Origin of the sequence: Kamptonema animale CS-326 (assembly GCF_028330895.1) — a bacterium.
Lineage (GTDB): Bacteria > Cyanobacteriota > Cyanobacteriia > Cyanobacteriales > Microcoleaceae > Kamptonema > Kamptonema formosum.
This window is the reverse complement of sequence record NZ_JAQMUA010000406.1, coordinates 1-20,079: the sequence shown is the minus strand read 5'-3', so window position 1 is coordinate 20,079 and position 20,079 is coordinate 1. Positions and strand designations below refer to the sequence as shown.

At 41.2% G+C, this 20,079-nt stretch carries 15 protein-coding genes and 1 pseudogene; 10 read left to right on the top strand and 6 right to left on the bottom strand.

Annotation, left to right across the window (positions count from 1 at the left end; all coding sequences use genetic code 11):
• Positions 1 to 75: 75 nt before the first annotated feature.
• Entirely contained in the window at positions 76 to 2,259 is a 2,184-nt protein-coding gene (locus PN499_RS24015) for a DEAD/DEAH box helicase (RefSeq protein ID WP_272035291.1), read from the bottom strand.
• Positions 2,260 to 2,403: 144 nt separating this feature from the next.
• Between PN499_RS24015 and PN499_RS24010 the strand changes: the two genes are divergently transcribed.
• The 8 genes from PN499_RS24010 (at position 2,404) to PN499_RS23975 (ending at position 11,163) form a co-directional block, all read left to right on the top strand.
• Positions 2,404 to 3,357, top strand: coding sequence for a glycosyltransferase family 2 protein (locus PN499_RS24010; protein WP_272035311.1), 954 nt, complete (start codon positions 2,404 to 2,406; stop codon positions 3,355 to 3,357).
• Between the two features lie 4 nt (positions 3,358 to 3,361).
• Entirely contained in the window at positions 3,362 to 4,957 is a 1,596-nt protein-coding gene (locus PN499_RS24005; RefSeq protein WP_272035289.1) for a hypothetical protein, read from the top strand.
• Between the two features lie 127 nt (positions 4,958 to 5,084).
• Complete coding sequence (locus tag PN499_RS24000; protein WP_272035287.1) at positions 5,085 to 5,330, top strand: AbrB/MazE/SpoVT family DNA-binding domain-containing protein; 246 nt, start codon at positions 5,085 to 5,087, stop codon at positions 5,328 to 5,330.
• Positions 5,317 to 5,682: a type II toxin-antitoxin system PemK/MazF family toxin gene (locus tag PN499_RS23995; RefSeq protein WP_272035285.1), complete on the top strand. Its 366-nt coding sequence runs from the start codon at positions 5,317 to 5,319 to the stop codon at positions 5,680 to 5,682. Before PN499_RS24000 ends, PN499_RS23995 begins: the two co-directional genes overlap by 14 nt.
• 89 nt (positions 5,683 to 5,771) lie before the next feature.
• Positions 5,772 to 6,629, top strand: coding sequence for a M48 family metalloprotease (locus PN499_RS23990; protein ID WP_272035283.1), 858 nt, complete (start codon positions 5,772 to 5,774; stop codon positions 6,627 to 6,629).
• 153 nt (positions 6,630 to 6,782) lie between these two features.
• Entirely contained in the window at positions 6,783 to 7,736 is a 954-nt protein-coding gene (locus PN499_RS23985) for a lysylphosphatidylglycerol synthase transmembrane domain-containing protein (RefSeq protein WP_272035281.1), read from the top strand.
• A gap of 7 nt (positions 7,737 to 7,743) precedes the next feature.
• Positions 7,744 to 9,513 (top strand): hypothetical protein, encoded by a 1,770-nt coding sequence (locus PN499_RS23980; RefSeq protein WP_272035279.1) that lies wholly within the window; start codon positions 7,744 to 7,746, stop codon positions 9,511 to 9,513.
• A gap of 21 nt (positions 9,514 to 9,534) precedes the next feature.
• Positions 9,535 to 11,163 carry a glycosyltransferase family 39 protein gene (locus tag PN499_RS23975; protein WP_272035277.1) on the top strand — a complete coding sequence of 543 codons (1,629 nt, stop codon included), beginning with the start codon at positions 9,535 to 9,537 and terminating at the stop codon, positions 11,161 to 11,163.
• Between the two features lie 17 nt (positions 11,164 to 11,180).
• Here PN499_RS23975 and PN499_RS23970 read toward each other — a convergent pair whose 3' ends face one another.
• Positions 11,181 to 12,101: a glycosyltransferase family 2 protein gene (locus tag PN499_RS23970; protein WP_272035276.1), complete on the bottom strand. Its 921-nt coding sequence runs from the start codon at positions 12,099 to 12,101 to the stop codon at positions 11,181 to 11,183.
• 66 nt (positions 12,102 to 12,167) lie between these two features.
• Between PN499_RS23970 and PN499_RS23965 the strand changes: the two genes are divergently transcribed.
• Both PN499_RS23965 and PN499_RS23960 read left to right on the top strand, forming a co-directional pair.
• Positions 12,168 to 13,865 (top strand): hypothetical protein, encoded by a 1,698-nt coding sequence (locus PN499_RS23965; protein ID WP_272035274.1) that lies wholly within the window; start codon positions 12,168 to 12,170, stop codon positions 13,863 to 13,865.
• 65 nt (positions 13,866 to 13,930) lie between these two features.
• Positions 13,931 to 15,703 (top strand): hypothetical protein, encoded by a 1,773-nt coding sequence (locus PN499_RS23960; RefSeq protein ID WP_272035272.1) that lies wholly within the window; start codon positions 13,931 to 13,933, stop codon positions 15,701 to 15,703.
• Between the two features lie 66 nt (positions 15,704 to 15,769).
• Here the strand turns inward: PN499_RS23960 and PN499_RS23955 are convergent, their stop codons facing one another.
• The 4 genes and pseudogenes from PN499_RS23955 to PN499_RS23940 all read right to left on the bottom strand — a co-directional run.
• Positions 15,770 to 16,897 carry a phosphodiester glycosidase family protein gene (locus PN499_RS23955; RefSeq protein ID WP_272035270.1) on the bottom strand — a complete coding sequence of 376 codons (1,128 nt, stop codon included), beginning with the start codon at positions 16,895 to 16,897 and terminating at the stop codon, positions 15,770 to 15,772.
• Between the two features lie 39 nt (positions 16,898 to 16,936).
• Entirely contained in the window at positions 16,937 to 18,082 is a 1,146-nt protein-coding gene (locus PN499_RS23950; protein WP_272035268.1) for an autotransporter outer membrane beta-barrel domain-containing protein, read from the bottom strand.
• Between the two features lie 26 nt (positions 18,083 to 18,108).
• Positions 18,109 to 19,464 (bottom strand): filamentous hemagglutinin N-terminal domain-containing protein, encoded by a 1,356-nt coding sequence (locus PN499_RS23945; protein WP_272035266.1) that lies wholly within the window; start codon positions 19,462 to 19,464, stop codon positions 18,109 to 18,111.
• Between the two features lie 285 nt (positions 19,465 to 19,749).
• Positions 19,750 to 20,079, bottom strand: a pseudogene (locus PN499_RS23940) (filamentous hemagglutinin); the annotation flags it as partial.

Genomic DNA, 20,079 nt, shown 5'->3' with positions numbered 1-20,079 from the left:
GTTCTGAATTCATGAAACGATTCTCTATCCCTTCTTCCCTTCTTTCCCTAGCCCCTAGCCCCTAGCCCCTAGCCCCTAGCTTTCTTCCGCCTCCCCGATATCTCGCTTCAGCGGCCGCTTATAAGTAAAAGTAAAAGTATCTTTACTCTCAATCACCCGCCGCATTTCCTCATACATTGGATAATCACCCACCCCACTCAAATGAGCCCATCCCCGCGCCCTCGTTAAAGCCACAAATAACTGATTACGAAGACTCACATCGGCCTCATTTCTGGCAATATTATCAAAGCCAATTACATAGACCATATCCGCTTCATTTCCCTTAGCGCGAGTAACGCGAGACACGGTTACTCCGTCATTCATCCAGAATAAATCGGGGTTGTGACTCGGCCATTTAGGGTTTAATTCATTCAACCCTAAAGCAGTAGGAATATAGATATCAATCCCTTGATCGCTCAAGAAACTAGCTACCTGACTTTCTAATTCTATCGCCTCAGAAAGAGAACCCAATATTATCACTAAAATATCCCTACTAGGCTTGAGATCGTCATGGACAATATTGTGAGTAATTTTATCAGCTAAAGCCATCATTTCTTCCTGGCGAGAGCCATAAGTTTCAAACTCTAATACAGGTTTTCCCCACAATTGCTCAACTGGATTGGGTGAATTTTGAGGTGGTCGATGTAGAGTGATTTTTTGACCAGCAATAAACTTACCCGTCACTTCATAACCGATAGCTTTCCAATCATCAGCGCGAGTAATTCCTGTTAACATTCCCTCTGGCCGCAACAACCCCATCCCAATCGCGTGTGCTGCTGTCAGAATTGTACCAGGAGTGCGATAACAACGGCGCATGACTTCGGATTTTTTGATGCCGCCGCTATATTGCGTCCCTTTACTTAACAAATTGCTTAAATTTTCGCCAAACAATTCTTTAGTAGTCGGCACTTTTAAGTTATCAAGACTTTGAGCTTCATCGTAAGCCCAAATTAAGCGCCGCTGCTCTAAGTTTTCTGGATCTGCGGGTTTTAAAGCTTGATAAGCTAACCAGTAAATTGCCTGTTTATCCTGAAATTTTAGATCGTCGTCCGAGACTAAATCTTGACCTTCATCGATCAAAATTGCATCAAAAATTGGCTCAATTTTGATTTCTTCCGATAGGCGTTTACAAAGTTCAGCCAATCCCCGATTAGGCTGTCTTTCCGGTGTTTCTCCAGCCGTCCTCGATCGCACACCGTTGAACTCGCAAATTGTACTATAAAGTCCCGGTTGATTTTTCCCACCCCAAGCGTGAAGAATCCGCAGTTTTTTGTTGTTTTTGGGATCGTATTGAACGTCACCATTTGTAAAGCGGCGCAGCCACCTATCTACTAACCCAATCATCAAATCGTAAAGAGTGCGAGTGAAAAATACTAAGGCAATATCCCAGTCAGGATGTTTTAAGTGAATATGAGCCGCTTTTTGACACAATAACACAGTTTTTCCTGACCCGGCAATGCCCCGCATTCGCTGAAAACCAGGAGGGATTTCTTTACCGATGTGTTCTTGCTGGAAATCTAATTCGTAGAGCCTTTCCTGTAAAGTGGCAATCACACTAGAGCGAGTTTTACTGTTAGTAGATTGAAGAAGGCGTGGCGCTTTTCTCAAAATAGGGCCGCCGCTGATGACTGATAACAATAATTCCCATTGTTCGTCCTCAATTTCCTCACCTTCCACCACTACAGGCGCTCTTTTAATTCGCTCACTTAAGGCAAGTTTACCTAAGTGATCTTTGAAGATAATCGGCGGACAATTGGGCAGCTTATCGAATTCTTTTTGTTGCCATTCTGCCTCTGTAATTAGAGGTAGTGCTATTATAGCCCTAGCGCCGACTTTCCGGCGAATAGCGGGTTCTCTGTCGCAATATCCCAACAAGGCATAAAGTTGATTTTCAGCTTGTTGATAGGGGTTAGTTTCGGCGGTAGAGAAGTTTTGAAATTCCCATTCTTGACCGTTAACGGCAACAATTTGGTCAATCTTAACAGATTTGACCTCAATAATTACTAAACTTAATTCGCGATCGACAATCAAAATGTCAGGTTCTTTGCGAATTTCTCCAAACTTTGAGAAAAGAGGATAGCGCGAATAACCAATGCAGGTGCGATCGGCAAAGGCACTGCGGACTGCATCCCAAACTATTTGTTCTCCCGCTTCTGTGCTCTTGTCTAGCGGCTCTGTCGTGATAAATTTGCGACCCTGATCTTCCATTCCAACAGGCATTGATATTGACCTCGCTAACGATTGAGATGTGTAATTTGCGTTTCGCTGGTTCAAAATGTGCAGATAGGAGTATATGATAACAGCAATGGTAAACTGCAATCTCAAATTTTTGCTAATTTTCTTAATTTTGTACTCTCTGTGACGATGAAGAAGCTAATTATCCAAATTCCTTGTTATAACGAGGAAGGTAGTCTCGGTGTTACACTTGCGGCCTTACCTCGCCATCTGCCTGGTATTGATATTATTGAATGGTTGGTTATTGATGACGGTAGCCAAGATAGAACTGTTGAAGTTGCAAAGGAGTATGGTGTAGATCGTATTGTTCGTTTTTCAAGTAATCAAGGTTTAGCTAAAGCATTTATGGCGGGCTTGGATGCTTGTTTAAAGGCGGGAGCTGATATTATTGTTAATACTGATGCTGATAATCAATATTGTGCTGATGATATTCCTTTATTAATTGAGCCAATTTTATTAGGTCAAGCAGAAATAGTGGTAGGTGCTCGACCTATTCTTGAAATTGAACATTTTTCTCCTACTAAAAAACTGCTGCAAAAAGTAGGTAGTTGGGTGGTTCGTCTCGCTAGTAAGACGGATATTCCTGATGCTCCAAGCGGGTTTAGAGCATTTAGCAGAGAGGCAGCAATGCAGTTAAATGTGTTTAATCAATATACTTATACTCTGGAGACAATTATTCAAGCTGGACAAAAAGGTATGGCGATTACTTCGGTTCCGATTCGCACTAATGGGGTTTTAAGACCTTCGCGGTTGGTGAAAAGTACGCCTTCTTATGTGGTAAGATCGCTGTTTACAATCCTCCGCATTTTCATGGTTTACAAACCCCTACGCTTTTTCTTAATGTTAGGAAGCGTGCCGTTTAGTTTGGGTGTGATATTAGGAATACGCTGGATATTTTTCTTTATTTTACAAGGTACTCTTAGAACTAGAGTTCCCAGCTTAATCTTAGCTGCGATTTTAATTCTGATCGGCTTTCAGTTGTGGATGTTGGGTTTAATTGCTGATTTAATGGCAGCTAATCGCAAATTGGTGGAAGAGATTCAATTGCGGCTGCGACGGGTTGATACTAGGAAAGAAGATTAAAATTATGAATAGTAAAGATTTGTTTGCTCGTGAGGCAATCGCGCAAATTCCTAAAATTTTGACGCTGTGCGATCGCAATCCTCATAGTCCTACTTACGGATGTTTTGACCGCAATTTTTGGCATTATAAAATCATAGATTTTCCGAGTGGAATGGCTCAGGAATTTGTTTGGCCATTAGCCTTAGCTTACCAGACAAATATTGCCGATAATCCATTCTATCAACAGCAAATGATTCGCGAATGGGTAGAAGCTGGGATTATTTATGCTGCCCGTAGCGCTCACCGTGATGGTTCCTGCGATGATTATTTTCCCTATGAAAGAGCATCCGGGGCGGCGGCATTTTCTCTATTAGCTTGCATCGAAAGTTACACGCTGTTAAAATTGCAGAATGAGGAAATTTTGCAGTTTTTTGAGAGGCGGGCTGACTGGTTAGCAAATCACCACGAAAGCGGTAAACTTACCAATCACCAAGCTTTAATTGTCTTGTGTTTAGAATTGCTAGAAAGGTTATTGAATACTTCCAAGTGGGAGGCGGCAAAAAAACTGCGTTTAGAGCGAGTTTTTGAGTGGCAAAATCCCGAAGGTTGGTTTCAGGAATATGAAGGCTGCGATCCTGGATATCACACTTTAACTATATCATGTTTAGCGCGGATTTACCAACTCAAGCCAGATCCTAGATTGAAAGATACGGTTGTAAAGGCTGTGGAATTAGCCGCTCAATTTATTCATCCTGATGGTTCTTATGGTGGAGAATATGCTAGTCGCAACACCTATAACTTTTTCCCGCATGGTTTTGAATTAGTCGGTCAATGGATGCCGGAAGCGTTACAAATTAACGATCGTTTTTTGATGGCATTAGCTAATGGTTTGGCTCCTTGTTATGCTGACGATCATATTATCGGTCATCATACTTGGAATTATTTACTAGCTTGGCGGGATTTCGTACCGGATAGATCGCAATCTATTGCCAAAAATGCTGCTAGTGTTTGGCTAAAAGAAGCTAAAATTTTGATTAAACGATGTGGGGATACTGAGCTTTATATGGCTTTAAATAAAGGCGGTACTTTCAAGCTATTTCGCAACGATCGATTAGTTGCTTCTGACACTCAATTTTCGCTCCAATTCCGCCAAAATGGTAAAATCAAGAATGCAGTTAGCCATTTAATAGGCGATTGCGAAGTGCAAGTTGAGGAGGATGAAATTACGGTTTCTGGACAAATGGGATGGGCAAAACAAACGCAAATGACACCCATAAAGTTACTGATTTTACGGGTTGTTATGCTGACGTTTGGGCGTTTTTTCCCTAATTTAATTCGGAAAATTTTGCAGAAAATGTTGATTACTGGTAAACAAGATGCACCGTTTCGCTTTTGTCGCCGCTTGCGATGGGAAAATCAACAATGGCAGATTACCGATGAACTTTATGCTAAGTCTTGGGAAGGGGTGATTAGTGCGGGGATTGGCTGCGATCAAACTTCTATTTATGTGGTGATGAGTCGCACGTTTCAAAGAGGTCAATTATTACCTTGGCTTGACTTGAGTGATGAAGTTAAAAAACTCGCTCCTGGTCAACCTTTGAAAGTGAAACGCTACCTGTGAGCGATCGGTCAGTTAGAGGCGATCGCAGTGCTTTTCTAGGATAGAATTTTCCCTAAGAAGGTTGACACTTAAATTCAGTGCTGTATAATCGTAGTAAATAGATAATAAATACAGTAAGGTGCGGTTAATGTTAGAACAAAATATTACTAAATGGGGAGACAATCTAGTAGTAAAAATCCCTCTTTCATTGGCGACAAAAACAAATCTGAAAGAAGGAAGTAATGTGGAAATTGACATTGTTGAAGGGAATATCATTATCAAGCCAAAAATTAGAAAAAAATATACCCTTGAGTACCTTTTAGAGGGGATGACTGCTGATAACTTTCACAGGGAAATAGAGACAGGAGGTTCTGTTGGCAATGAAATCTGGTAAAAAATCAGATGAATATGTTCCAGCCAGAGGCGACATTATATATATTGACTTCACTCCAATTAGAGGTCACGAGCAGGGCAATCAGGAGGGTCGCCCCCGCCCTGCTATTATTGTATCGCCTTCTGAGTACAACAAACTATCATCATTAGCTTTAATGTGCCCAATTACATCACAAAGCAAGGGATTAAAATTTGAAGTCCCTCTCAACGATCGAACTCAGACCCAAGGTGTAATATTATCAGACCAAGTTAAAAGCTTGGACTGGAAAGCGAGAAAAGCGAGATTTTGTGAAAAAGCTCCCTCAGAAGTCATAGAAGAAGTCCTCGAAAAAATCGAAACGTTAATTACATAAATCCTAATAGCAGTTGATATACCCCTTAGATAGATGTTTTGTTTAAACCTGGCATGATAGTTTACTGAGCAATAAATTAGGAAAAAACCGTGAGCCGACATCTATTTCGTTTTGCGATTGGGCTTTTAATCGCCTTTTTCGGTTTTATTAGTTACTTGACTACGACTGTGGAAAATCCGGTGACTGGGGAAAAGCAGCGAGTGCAATTGTCACCGCGCCAGGAAGTAGTGTTAGGACTGGAATCGCGATCGCAAGTAGCCTCTCAATTTGGCGGTCTTTACCCAGATCAAGCGCTTCAGGATTATATAGATCGCGTCGGAAAGCGCGTGGTACAGCAGTCTGCGGCATCCAAACTGGGTTATCCCTTCGAGTTTCACCTACTGCGCGACCCTAAAACGGTGAATGCTTTGGCGCTACCGGGGGGTCAGGTTTTCGTAACGGTTGCCTTGCTGAGTCGGCTGAAATCGGAAGCGCAACTGGCTGGCGTACTCGGTCACGAAGCTGGGCACGTTATTGGGCGGCACGGGGCTGAACACCTCGCTAAGCAACGGCTTGGGGCGGCGCTAGTAACGGCGGTGGGGGTGGCGACGACGGACGATCGCGGCAACGGTCAGCAGGCCGCCGTACTCGCGCAAGCTGTCAACCAATTGGTCAGCCTGCGATACGGTCGTGATGACGAATTGGAATCCGATCGCCTCGGCGTGCGCTTTATGAGTCAAGCTGGTTACAATCCAAAGGCTTTGGCGGAAGTGATGCAGATACTTGAGACTGCCAGCGGTGGGGGAAGACAGCCGGAGTTTTTGAGTTCTCACCCCAATCCTGGCAACCGGATTCAAACCATACAAAGTGCGATCGCGCAAGAATATCCAAACGGTGTTCCTGCTAATCTCGAAACTGGAAGCGATAACTTCACTCGCACCGTACTCCCTCGTTTGCAAACTCAGTGAAATTAAATCAAATCAAGTAGTATGATAACATAATACTAAATCCGGGTTTATTACCCCTTTTTCTTATAGTCCGCGTAGGCGGACTTTGTTTGTATAGCCGCGATTTCTAATCGCCCGGAAAAGTTTTTAAACCTAATAGCGAAAAGCTAATTGATGAAGCGAGTAATTTCTCTGATTGTCAGCCTACTAATTCTAGCAGTCATCTACTGGAAAATTGATTTTGCTGGATTAATACAAGTCTTCCGAAACTGCGATCGCTGGTGGATGGCTATCAGCCTCAGTATGGTTGTACCACTAACAATGCTAACAGCTTGGCGGTTGCAACAACTAATGCCTGCGGGGGGCAAATTGGGGTTTAGCGAAGCAAATCGTCTCATCCTTGCTGCCAGCGTTTTAAATATGGTACTTCCCTCAAAAATGGGGGATATTGCCAAAGCTTATTTTATGAAGCAGCGAGGACATTTAGATGGTTCGCTCTCCCTGTCGCTGGTCGTATTTGAGAAAGCTTGCGATATGCTTTCTTTACTATTGTGGTGTGTATTTGGCTTGATACTTTATCCCCAGAAAGATTGGTTGTTTTGGGTAATGACTGCTGCTGTAGCTTTTGGACTGATTACAGGTATAATGTTACTAGGTTCTCGTAAATTTGCCCAAATATTTTTTAGGATGGCACGCAAAATTTTACCTAAAAAATTTCGCTCTAAAATCGAAAAATTTCAGTTGTCTTGGCGGGAAATGCAGCAATTTTTCTGGCAAGATAAAAGGCAACTATTGAAAATTACAACTACCTCTATTTTAATCTGGTTTGGCCACTTGCTACAAATCTGGTTTTTTATCCTAGCACTCAATGCCTGGACACCATTTTTGGCAAATTTAGCATTATCTCCCTTAGCAATTCTAGCAGGGTTGCTACCACTAACATTTGCCGGAGTTGGCACTCGCGATGCTGCCTTGATCGCCTTTTATAGCCCTTATTTCGCTGCGCCCACAGCCGCAGCTTTGGGATTACTTTGTACTTCCCGCTATCTTTTGCCAGCGATAGGAGGTTTACCATTTTTAGGACAATATCTTGTTAGTATTCAAGATCTGCGAGAATTTGAAAAATAATATTTTTATGACAAACATTCACCAATTTTTAATTTATACAAGCGGCAAATCTCGCTCAAATCTAATATTTTGGTTGAGCTTAAGCTTGACTTTTGCAGTTATTTATAGTATTCCGGGATTACAGCAGGCTTTTGGCAGTGAATATGTAGTGCAAGATGATGCAAGACAGCACGTTTTTTGGATGCAGCGATTTCTCGATCCGGGGTTATTTCCTAATGACTTAACTGCCGATTATTTTCAATCGGTAGCCCCAGTAGGATACAAAGCAGTTTATCAGATAATAGCTGCTTTAGGAATTGAGCCATTTTTGCTGCATAAATTGTTGCCAATCCTATTAGTCTTGATTGCCAATAGCTACTATTTTGGTATTTGTATGGAACTTTTGCCAGTACCTTTCGCTGGGTTTATGGCAACCCTGTTTTTCAATCAAATTATTTGGCTGCAAGATGATATAATTTCCGCTACGCCAGTAGCTTTTGTCTATCCATTATTTATGGCTTTTTTGTATTCTTTACTGCGACGTTCTTTATTGGGTGTAGGAATTACAATCGCACTTTTAGGATTGTTTTACCCACAATGTATGTTAGTCGCAGCTACCCTCTTAATTCTCCGGTTAGTCGGTTATAAAGACAAGCAGTTTTATCTATCCAGCGAGCGAAAAGACTACTTATTACTCTTCTCAGGTTTAGGAATAGCAACTGCAATCTTATTAAGCTATGCCTTCAAATCCTCAGAATTTGGGAAAGTAATATCTGCGACTGAAGCTAAGACATTGCCAGCATTTTTACCTAAAGGTTGGTCGAGCTTTTTTTCTAATAATTTCTCTAACTTTTGGCTATGCGGCAAACGTAGCGGTATGATACCTTCAGAGTGGTGCGTTTTAACAGATAAATTTTTTCCTCTTCCCATTCCTCCCCAAATTTTTTTAGGCTTGTCATTGCCTATTTTATGGCAATTTTCCTCTCGCTTTCCTTTAACCAAGTTGGTGACAAAGAAAGTGATAATTTTGCCTCAACTAGCAATAGCATCTTTGACAATGTTCTTTATTGCTCATGCTTTAGTCTTTAAACTTCACCTTCCTAACCGATATACCGAGCACACTTCTCGGATGCTAATACCTATAATGGCAGGAATTGCCATAACCTTAATTATAGATGCAGTTTTTGAGTGGGAAAAAGTCAAAACCGAACAGAAAAAAGACAAGTTAAAGTTTTTACCGTTAGGATTTTGCCTATTTTTAGCAGTGATATTTTTGGGTTATCCTCATATTTTACAATACAAAAATTATCCCTTCCCAAATACCCGTTATATCGCAGGTGGAGTTCCATCACTATACAAGTTTTTTGAGCAACAACCCAAAGACATTATCATCGCTTCCCTAGCGGAAGAAGCGAATAATTTACCCAGTTTTGCTAAACGCTCTATTCTGGCGGGTGGTGAAGGCTATGCTTTGCCGTATCATCCTCTATATTATAATGAGATTCGCCAGCGGACTGTTAATACGATCGAAGCACAATACAGTGCTAATATTAGTACAGTTAAGGATTTTATCAAGAATTATGGAGTAGATTTTTGGCTACTAGATAAGAAAGCATTAACTGCGGAGTATGTGGCAAAAGATCGCTGGTTAAAACAATATCAGCCACTAGGGGATGAGGTTTTAATAAATCTAAAATATGGTAAATTTCCAGCGTTATCAAAAGTTATGAATAGCTGTAATGTTTTTGATACTGATAATTTAGTTGTCCTGCAATCAGAATGTATTATTAAATATTAACTTATCCGCTCGAAAATTACTATGATTGATCGCAAATATTATTTTACCTGGCTGCAACCATTACTAATTATTTTATTAATATTAGGAATATTTTTTCGATTTGTTAATCTTGACAAAAAAGTTTACTGGTACGACGAAACGATTACCTCATTGCGACTAGCTGGATACACCAAGGAAGAATTTACAGAGCAAGTTGCTGGCCCTATAATAGATATCCAAACTTTACAGCAATATCAGCGCATAAATTCTGAGCGAGGAGTTGTTGACACAGTAAAAGCTTTAGCAGTAGGAAATCCTGAACAGCCGCCACTTTATTACGCGATTGCATATTTTTGGAGGCAGCTATTTGGTGATTCAATAGCAGTCACCAGAAGTTTATCAGCGGCGATTAGTCTGTTAGTATTCCCTGGAATTTATTGGCTATGTTTGGAATTATTTAATCTGCCAATTGTGGGATTAATAGCAACAGCACTTATAGCAATCTCACCTTTTCATGTATTGTACGCCCAAGAAGCACGAGCCTATAGTTTATTTACAGTAATAATTTTACTATCTAGCTGTGTATTTTTACGAGCAATACGGCTGGAAACACACAGCGCTCTTTCCCAAAAACAGCGAATAATATGCTGGGGATTATACGCCATTACTATAACATTAGGGCTTTATTCCCAATTACTTTTTATACTGGTAATAATGGGACATGGTATTTATCTATTCGCAACTGAAATAATGCACTTAAAAACCCACAATCATTTTTCATTACAGAAATTTCTTGGTTATTTAATAGCAACATTATCGGGAATAATAGCTTTTACTCCCTGGATACTATGTATTGTAAATAATTTCTCAGAGCTAGGATGGATAGCTAATAAAATTAACGTCTTGACTTTGTTAACTAGGCTGGCAATTAATATTACCTCTATTTTGTTTGACGTTCAAATTGGGACTAAAGAGCGTTTATTTGATGTAATTTCTGGCAAAGATAACCTTCAATTTGGAATGGATAACCTCTGGCTATATACGATCGTACCGACGCTAATTTTAGTAGGATACTCGCTAAAATTTCTATGTAAGAATACGCCTCAAAGTATTTGGCTATTTATATTAATTTTAATATTATCTACGGCAACACCATTAGTTTTTAAAGATTTAATTTCGGGTGGACAACGCTCTAGTATTGCTCGCTACTTAATCCCTTGTTACGTAGGTATCCAGTTAGCTATTGCTTACTTACTATCTAATAAAATTACCAGTAAAAATATTAACCAACAAAAATTGTGGCAAATAATAACTATGATTTTGATTTCAGGTGGGGTATTCTCCTGTGCAATTAGCAGTCAATCAGAGACTTGGTGGAACAAGTACAGCAGCTATTACAATCCCCAAGTAGCCAACATTATTAATCAAGCTACACAACCGCTAATCGTCAGCAGCAATGCAATCAGGCTAACTTCTCTCAGCTATTTACTAGAAAATAAAGTAAAACTACAGGTTGTTCCCGGAGAAAATTTACCCAAAATTCCTGATGGTTTCAGTGAGATATTTTTATTTTACCCTTCTAAGAAATTGCAATTAAATCTTGAAAAAGATGAGAAGTACAAATTAGACTCTGTTTACCCCAATGGAAATCTCTGGCGCTTAAGTTGGTAGGGGAATGATTTTTTATTTTACAAGCGATCGCACCTTTTATCTATTAAATCAGCCAGCAGTGCAAACATCCCCAACTGAGTAGTAGCCACCAAAAGAATTAGCGTAGCCTCAGTTAAGTCACGCCGGACAAAAACATCTTGATACAGCGTAATCAAGAAACCCACAAAAAATACAAAAGCTACAGGCATAAACACCCTTAACGGTGCAAAATAAACCCCTGTCCTCAAGATTAAGTGCATGAAACGGATAGTATCTCGGATCGGCTTAATCTTGCTTTTCCCCACTCGATAATGATAGTCTATTGGCACATAACGCACGATATAATTATTCGTCAACATTGCTACTGTAATCGTGGTAGTAAAACTAAATGTGTCCGGTAAAATCGTCAAAAATCTTTCGGCTACACTCTTACGAAATACACGCAACCCACTATTTAAATCAGGAATATTGCAATCTGTAATCCATTCCGCAAAGCGCACTAAAAACCATTTAGGAATTTTGCGAAGATTTGAATAACGGACGTTTTCACCTGTTCTCGAACCGACAATCATATCAGCGTGCATTGCCAAGATTACTAATTCCGGTATCCGTTCATTGGGGTAAGTACCGTCAGCATCAGTAATCACAATTAAGGGGTATTTTGCATATCTAATTCCCGTTTTCAGTGCCGCGCCATAGCCTCGATTTCGATTGTGTTCTATTACTTTGATATCTGTCCGAGATTGTAAAATCTCGCGAGTTCCATCTGTGGAACCGTCGTTAACAACCAAAATTTCATACTTGCAGCTAGAAGATTTTAGAGTTTCCTGTAGGTGATTGAGGGTAGCTTCTACACCGCTTTCTTCATTGTAAACTGGGAGGATAAGAGAGAAAAATGGAGAGCTGACTTCTGAACTCTCGGAACTCGGATAAGACTCATCGATTAGACTTTCTGGCATAATTACCTTTTCATTTTGGACAACATCGGTTACATTTTATAGGGTTATGCGAATTTTTGATTTTTGATGGTCGATGAGAGGAAAGCCAGTGAGAGTGAAATTTTAATGCTGTCAATTATCAGAACTTATCCAGTAAGAGTTTGGTTCAGCCTTAGCTTGATAGCGGCCGCGATTTGCGGATTTTTGGGACTTCTACCAGCTTTTAGCAGCGAATATGTGGTGCAAGACGATGCGCGATCGCACGTTGTCTGGATGCTGCGATTTCTCGATCCAGAGTTGTTCCCTAATGATATCATTGCCGATTATTTTCAATCACTTGCCCCCAGTGGATATACTGAACTTTATCATTTAATGGCAAAAATTGGCCTCAATCCTATTATTTTTAATAAATTCTTACCGACACTGTTAGGATTAATAACTACCACATACTGTTTTGGAGTTTGTTTGCAGATATTGCCAATTCCTGCTGCGGGTTTCTTCGCTACACTATTGCTAAATCAAAATCTGTGGTTAAAAGATGATTTAGTTTCCGCAACACCGAGAGCATTCTTTTATCCGGTATTCATGGGATTTTTATACTATTTACTGCGACTGAATTTACTAGGTGTCGGAGTTTCGATCGCACTTTTAGGGCTTTTCTACCCTCAAGGTGTACTAATATGTGCTGCCGTCTTAATTTTGCATTTTATCCGCTTTTTTCCAGAAAAAATCAACTATAAATTTCTCCTTACTACTTTAGTAATTGCCATAGCCGTGCTGTTACCTTACGCTTTAAATTCCTCACAATTTGGCTCGGTAATAACAGCAGCAGAAGCAAGAATGCTCCCTGAATTTTGGCCAGGAGGAAGAGCTTCTTTTTTTACCGATAACCCTTGGGATTTTTGGATGACAGGCGATCGTTCCGGCTTTTTCCCTCGCGAGTGGCTATCTAAATTGCTTATCCCTCCCCAGATTTGGGCCGGATTATTATTACCACTCTTATTAAGATATCCCTCCACTTTTTCCTTGGTTAAACAACTTACTAGCCGTATTGTAATATTGCCAGAATTAGCACTAGCCTCGACAGGAGTATTTTTCGCGGCTCACGCTTTCGCCTTCAAACTACATCATCCTAGCCGATATACGCAGCATAGTTTAAGAATGTTAATGGCTATAGCAGGTGGAATCGCGATCGCCATCATCATAGATGCGATTTGCCAAAAAATTAAACTTCCATTTTTTGCACTTTGTATTTTACCTTTAGCTTTGATTTACCCTAGCTTAACTAATAGCTTTCCGGTGACTAATTATGTAATTGGTCAAATACCTAGCTTGTATGATTTTTTGAGCAAGCAACCTAAAGATACGCTCATAGCATCTTTAGCTATAGAAGCCAATAATCTACCAGCTTTTGCCAAACGGTCAATTTTAATAGGATCGGAATATGCTTTACCTTACCACAAACTATACTATGCTGAAATGAATCACCGCGCTAATGATTTAATTAAAGCTCAATACAGCGCTAATTTAACAGAAGTGCAAAACTTTATTCAAAAGTATGGTATAGATTTCTGGCTGTTAGACTCGCAAGGCTTAACTCTTGAGTATGTGAATAAAAATCACCGGATTAGACAGTTAAACCCAGCGGCGGCGGCTGAGGTTAAAGAGAGTCTGGAAAAAGGAACTATACCCGCCTTGTCAAAAGTCACAGATCGTTGTACTGTTTTAAAAGCTAAAGATTTAATCCTACTTAAAGCTAAATGTATTGAAAAAATCAATAGTTAAATTTACCCAAATAACAACCAACAACCAACAACCAACAACTAACAACTAACCACTAACAACTAACAATGTTAATCGCAAGCTTACAAAAATTTCTGACTACCCCACTTGAAAAAACATCGCGATCGCGAGTAATATTTTGGTTAAGCCTGAGCCTAACAGTTGCCGCACTTTATGGCATTATGGGCTTTAAAGAAGCTTTCGGTAGCGAGTACGTTGTGCAAGATGATGCGAGACAGCACGTATTCTGGATCATGCGGTTTATCGATCCGAGTTTATTTCCCAACGATCTAATTGCCGATTATTTTCAAGCTGTTGCTCCCGCAGGCTACAAAATAGTTTATAAGGTAGCGGCGATGGCAGGGATTAATCCTCTTTTATTTCATAAAATCTTGCCGATGATATTAGGATTAATCTCTACTTACTACTGTTTTAGCATCTGTCTGGAAATGTTGCCAATACCAATGGCGGGATTTATTGCTGCTTCGGTGTTGAATCAAAGTATGTGGATCACAGATGATTTAGCTTCAGCTACACCTAGAGCTTTTCTGTATCCAATATTTCTCGGATTTTTATATTATTTGCTGCGAGTCTCACTAATACCGTGTTTGGCAACTATTGCCCTCATAGGATTATTTTATCCTCAATATGTATTTATTGCCTGTGGCATTTTAATTCTCAGATTGTTCCACTGGAAAGATGGCAGTTTGCGGCTATCAACCGATCGAAATAATTACCTGTTTTGTGGTACAGGTTTAGGAGTTTCCTTCTTTGTAATGTTGCCTTTTGCCTTAAATTCTTCTAAATTTGGCCCGACAATTACATTAGAAGAAGCAAAGCGATCGCGGGAGTTTTTACCAGGGGGACGCATCCCATTTTTTGAACTTCACCCTAAAAGTTTTTGGTTTACAGGTAAAGGTACCGGAATGTTTTCTAAGTCATTATTTACGCCTGTAACTCACTGTGCGGGGCTTCTGTTTCCGTTGCTGCTACCATTTTCCTCCGCGTTTCCTTTGGTAAAGCAGATTAAAGGCAGTATTTGGCTTTTACTTCAGCTATTATTAGCATCATTGACGATGTTTTTTCTAGCTCATGCTGTATTATTTAAGCTGTACGTTCCGAATAGATATACTTCCTACAGTTTCCGCATAATTATTGTTTTTATGACGGCGATCGCGCTAACTTTAATCATAGATGCTGCGCTACAATGGGCATCAGGAACAGAGGCAAAAGTTTTAATTCAAAATTCACCCTCATCATCACCCATTTTTAAGGGTAGATCCCAAGTTAAAACTATAATTGCATTAGGTTTAACAGGAGTAATTGCTATTTTAGTTCTCCTCTATCCTTGCTTTGTTCCCGATTTCCCCAGAGTCGGGTATAAAACTGGGAGAATGCCCGCTTTATATGAGTTTTTTCAGCAGCAACCTAAAGATACATTAATTGCATCTTTATCTGAAGAAGCGAATTTTTTGCCGACTTTTTCCCAGAGGTCTATTTTAATTGGCAGGGAATATGGAATACCATATCAAGTAGGCTTTTATCGCCAATTTCGAGAGAAGGCTCTTGGGTTAATTCGCGCTCAGTATAGTCCCGATATTGCAGTAGTAAAAAACTTTATTAATCAGTACGGGATTGATTTCTGGATGTTGGAGAAAAATGCTTTCACTCTCGATTATGTGGAGAAGTATGATTGGCTCAAAAACTTTGATTCAACCCCAGAGGTTGTTGCCGATCTTAAACAGGGTAAAACTCCTGCTTTAACACAGTATATGGAACGCTGTGCTGTTTTTCAAAATGAGAGTTTAGTGGTTTTAGCAGCGTCTTGTATTGGGAAATAAAAGGGAAATTCCTACTAATTTTAAAGTAGGGAATCTATCGTTAAGGAAGTTATTATCTAATCCCACTTATCTAGGGTAAGAAGGGCGAGCACCTTTCTGAAAAGCTTCCCAAGATGCTTTAACTTCCTCTGGGGCAGGATAATTTTTATCATACACCACGATCGCATTTGTTAAATTGCGTCCCGGAGGAATCAAAATCTGTCCATTATGAGCCAAAGCAGTAGAAGCACCCCCATCTAAATTCATCGCTTCATAACATCCGATCGCCTTCATTACTTCTGCTTCCTCTGCCAACGAAAGGCTAGTTAAAAAAGTCACTAAATATAGCTCTTTTCCACTAGCAGGAAACCCAATAGCTGTTCTCGCTCCCACATTGAGAACATGAGGATCGGCAAATCCTTCTAACTTAGGTGCCAGCCAAATTTTACCCTGTTTTAATAGTCTAGGGCCACAAGTAATAGAAAACCAATGCTGATTCCATTCTGGTTTGCCTTCCGATCGCGTTGTAATCATTTCTGGTTGATTTCCTACACGCAAACCCAAGGTTGTCCCATAATTTTCCCACTGGCTATACTTCAGAAATTTACCCGCTGACACCATATTACCCAACACCCATTTTTGAGAATCTTTGCCAAAAAATGTGCCGTTGACAACTACTGCGCCTCGATAGCGCTCGACCATTTTTTCAAAAGCTTCGTCACCCTTAGAACCTTGAGAACTGTTAGCCATTGGTGCATTATTTGCTAAGCCAATAGTAATCAAAGTATCAGGGTCAGTCAAATCTATAGTTGTTTGATATAAAGGAACCCCCACCACATTTTTTCTGCTCACTTGTATAGGTTGCCCTTTTTTAGCTGGTGCTACTTTTAATTGTGAGGCAGAAACAGTAGGTTGGGAATAGGGGTTTCTACTGATTTTTGGGATAGGAGCAGTAGGTAAGAGTTGAGGGTTTATAGTGGCTTTGGGAACAATGGGAGGGCTAGGCGGTGTTTTATGGTCTTGGCTGGCTTTTAAGGCTGTCAGCCACGCCAGCGTTTTTTGCATCAGTTGAATTGCGATATTAAGAGAAGTTGAACGGTTTTCGGCAACTGATAAAAATATAGTTAATTGTCGCGCTGCGACTATTCCAATCAAAAATAAAAATGTGCGGCGCAGCATTTTACTTTTGCCGTTTGGTTGGCTTGGAAGTGACATATAAAAATTTTTTAATTGCTAATTGTTACTTTTTCCAATTCAAGGGTCAACTTTCTGTCTAGGACAATTGTTATTAGGGGTGCGATCGCTAGCAGTTACTTCTGCACCCGCCGGAAAATTGGCCACTAATTCCACTTCACCCTCAGCATTAGTTTGCCAGCCTACGGCTTCTACAAGGGATGGAGTTTCTGGGATAGTAGCGACTGGGAGAGTCTTTGACGGTTCGTTGTGGGATTGAGGGGACTCAACGGCGTAGTTTTGTAAGTCTTGCCAGACGGTTTGACCTGGGAGGGTAGCAGTAGGTTCTTCTGGTAAGCCGCCTCGACCTGCGATCGTAAAGGTGTTACCTCCATCTGCGGCGCATCCTTGAGCGATTTGTGTACTGGGGTCAACGACGTTTTCGGGTAATTGCACTAAGCCGGAACTGGGGTCAAGGTTAGGATTATTAATAGAGATGGTGCCGGAGACTCCAAAACTGGAGGAAGCAGTGATGTCACTATCAGGGGAAGCGAACAAACCTTGGGTGGTGATGCGAATATTACCGCCGTTGCCTTGGATGGCATTGGCAGTGACTTTGCTACCTTCAAGGATAGTGAGGGTGTTGGTGTTGGCGATGAGGTTGCCACCGTTGCCGGTACCGGCGGCTTCGGCGGCGATTTGGCTACCATTACGGAGAATGGTATCCCCAGAGACTCGTAATTTGATGTTGCCACCACTACCCGATGCGGTGGAAGCAGTGAGTCTACCTTGGTTGTTAAGCAGAATTTGTCTGGCGTTGATGTTGAGGTTGCCTGCGAGGCCTGTGCCTTGGTTGGCGACGCTGACTCTAGCACCATCCGTAATGGTCAGTCTAGAAGTGTTGATGATGACGTTGCCGGAGTTTCCAGAGGGGCGATCGGGTAGTCCTAAAGCTCGACGAAGGACTTCAGGTACAATCAGAGCAGACGATTCTATGCGAGAAGGAAGTCCCTCTCCCTCTCTTTTGCCACTGACTTGTATAGAATCAGACGCATTGATAATCAAGGTTCCGCCTGAACCTTTGGCTCCGGTAGAGGTGCTAATAGTCCCGCCATCTCTGACTATCAATCTAGATGTGTTAATGGTAACAGTACCTGCATTTCCTTCACTAATTGTTGCACTGGTAACAGCAGACACTTGCAAAAGTCTGGGAATAATTCCACTCACCGTGACAGACTCAGAAGCGTTGATGGTTATATTTCCCCCTTACCAGTATTCAACGTACCAGTGCTGATCACACCTCCATCCAAAACTTTTATCTGTTGAGCCAAAATTGCGAGATTGCCTGCATTTCCCGCCCCCCCAGTTGCAGTACCCAAGAAGCTGAAAAGAGTTGGATTCCTATTAGAAAAACCACTTATATTTACCGCATCAGAAGCACTGACAGACACATCCCCACTAGGGGCAGTTCCAAATGTTTTGGAGCCTATACCTCCACCGTCTGATGCCAGCAATCTGCTTGTAGCAATAGCAACATTGCCACCAGCTCCATCTTCGAGAGTTTCATTAATCAAGAGGCTGGGAAATGTTGCCTGTGAGTTCGTGCCCGTCACTTGCAATAACTCAGTTGCATTTATAATCAGGTCTCCGGCTGGCTCTGACCCTTGATTTTGAATTAAGCCAATAGAACCATCGCTGAGCCTCACTTCTCGTCCTACCATCTGGATAGAACCTCTGCCCAAGCCACTGGCATCGATCGCGGCTTGCCCAGATAAATTGATATCCCGAAAACTTTGTACTCCTTGATAACCTAACTTCCACCCTGCATCAGTAGGTGTCAAACTCACCACACCACTACTGATACTCCCTAAAGCTATCTGTCCTTCTGCTGCTTTCAACACACCACCGCTTAGATTCACATCACCTCCTACTAAAGCTAAGGTGTTTCCAGATTTCACCTGCAAACCCTGATTAGTGCTGCTGCGATTAATTCGATTAGTACGGATATTTTGGACTGTAAACCCATGCCCTACTCCCTGAACTGCGATCGCACCTGGATTCGCCCCCACCTGCAACCCTACTGGCACGTTCACCGTCAGCAGCGGCGGCGCTTGAGGGTTAGTAGCACTGAAGGAGTTACCATCAGAGAATTGAATACTGTTGCCTGTAGAGCCAATAAAAGAGCCACCAATGTTTAACCGTGCATTCGGGCCAAAAATGATGCCATTGGGATTGATGAAAAATAAGTTAGCAGTCCCATTAGCTCGAATTAAGCCGTCAATATTAGAAATTTTTCCTCCTGTAACCCTACTGAAAATATTTTGAATATTACTAGCATTATTAAAAACAGCTTCTGAACCCGTGGGGAGAGAGAACTCACTGAAACTATGGAAAAGATTGCTACCTGCTGACGTACCACCATTAATGGTTAAACTATTACCATTAGGAGCAATACTAGAATTATTAGGAAGAGTATTGTCGGGGATAATTTGTGCTGTAACTTGACCAGAAAGTAAAGAGAAAGGTATCGCTAGTAGAAGAGCATGGTATAATTTTGTGTAGAAAGCTTTGGTCTTGTCTGAAGAGAAATGCTGGCAATTATGACTCATTGGCTTACTAAAGTATTGATAATTTTATGCTAACTTAGCTTTTCTTAACTATTTCAAAATTAAGATTAAGTAAAAACCGCTCTGTATAAGTATATAGCCTAGATCAAGGATAGGACTTACGCTCATGGCTCCAGAAACCGGGTTTTTGAGAGGATCTGTGGGTAAAAACGAAGTATTTTCGTCAAAAAACTGCTGGTTGAGCGAAAGTCGAAACCCGGTTTCTTTGGTTAGGTGCGTAAATCCTGAACGAATAACTAACCCAAAAAGCGATCGCGAATCTCTAGTCTAGCGATCGACTTTCTGTCTGGGACAATTGTTATTAGGGGTGCGATCGCTAGGAATTACTTGTGCACCCGCCGGAAAATTGGCCACTAATTCCACTTCACCCTGAGCATTAGTTTGCCAGCCTACGGCTTCTACAAGGGATGGAGTTTCTGGGATAGCAGTCATAGAGGGAATCTTTGACGGTTCGTTGTGGGATTGAGGGGACTCAACGGCGTAGTTTTGTAAGTCTTGCCAAACGGTTTGACCTGGGAGGGTGGCTGTGGGTTCTTCTGGTAAGCCGCCTCGACCTGCGATCGTAAAGGTGTTACCTCCATCTGCGGCGCATCCTTG

What these genes read in the sequence shown, in the direction of transcription:
- PN499_RS23965 (WP_272035274.1), top strand. Translation starts at nt 12,168, where the DNA reads ATGGTCGATGAGAGGAAAGCCAGTGAGAGTGAAATTTTAATGCTGTCA.
- PN499_RS23980 (WP_272035279.1), top strand. Translation starts at nt 7,744, where the DNA reads ATGACAAACATTCACCAATTTTTAATTTATACAAGCGGCAAATCTCGC.
- PN499_RS23955 (WP_272035270.1), bottom strand. Translation starts at nt 16,897, where the DNA reads ATGTCACTTCCAAGCCAACCAAACGGCAAAAGTAAAATGCTGCGCCGC.
- PN499_RS23995 (WP_272035285.1), top strand. Translation starts at nt 5,317, where the DNA reads ATGAAATCTGGTAAAAAATCAGATGAATATGTTCCAGCCAGAGGCGAC.
- PN499_RS23970 (WP_272035276.1), bottom strand. Translation starts at nt 12,101, where the DNA reads ATGCCAGAAAGTCTAATCGATGAGTCTTATCCGAGTTCCGAGAGTTCA.
- PN499_RS24015 (WP_272035291.1), bottom strand. Translation starts at nt 2,259, where the DNA reads ATGCCTGTTGGAATGGAAGATCAGGGTCGCAAATTTATCACGACAGAG.
- PN499_RS23975 (WP_272035277.1), top strand. Translation starts at nt 9,535, where the DNA reads ATGATTGATCGCAAATATTATTTTACCTGGCTGCAACCATTACTAATT.
- PN499_RS24005 (WP_272035289.1), top strand. Translation starts at nt 3,362, where the DNA reads ATGAATAGTAAAGATTTGTTTGCTCGTGAGGCAATCGCGCAAATTCCT.
- PN499_RS23945 (WP_272035266.1), bottom strand. Translation starts at nt 19,464, where the DNA reads ATGAGTCATAATTGCCAGCATTTCTCTTCAGACAAGACCAAAGCTTTC.
- PN499_RS23960 (WP_272035272.1), top strand. Translation starts at nt 13,931, where the DNA reads ATGTTAATCGCAAGCTTACAAAAATTTCTGACTACCCCACTTGAAAAA.
- PN499_RS23985 (WP_272035281.1), top strand. Translation starts at nt 6,783, where the DNA reads ATGAAGCGAGTAATTTCTCTGATTGTCAGCCTACTAATTCTAGCAGTC.
- PN499_RS24000 (WP_272035287.1), top strand. Translation starts at nt 5,085, where the DNA reads ATGTTAGAACAAAATATTACTAAATGGGGAGACAATCTAGTAGTAAAA.
- PN499_RS24010 (WP_272035311.1), top strand. Translation starts at nt 2,404, where the DNA reads ATGAAGAAGCTAATTATCCAAATTCCTTGTTATAACGAGGAAGGTAGT.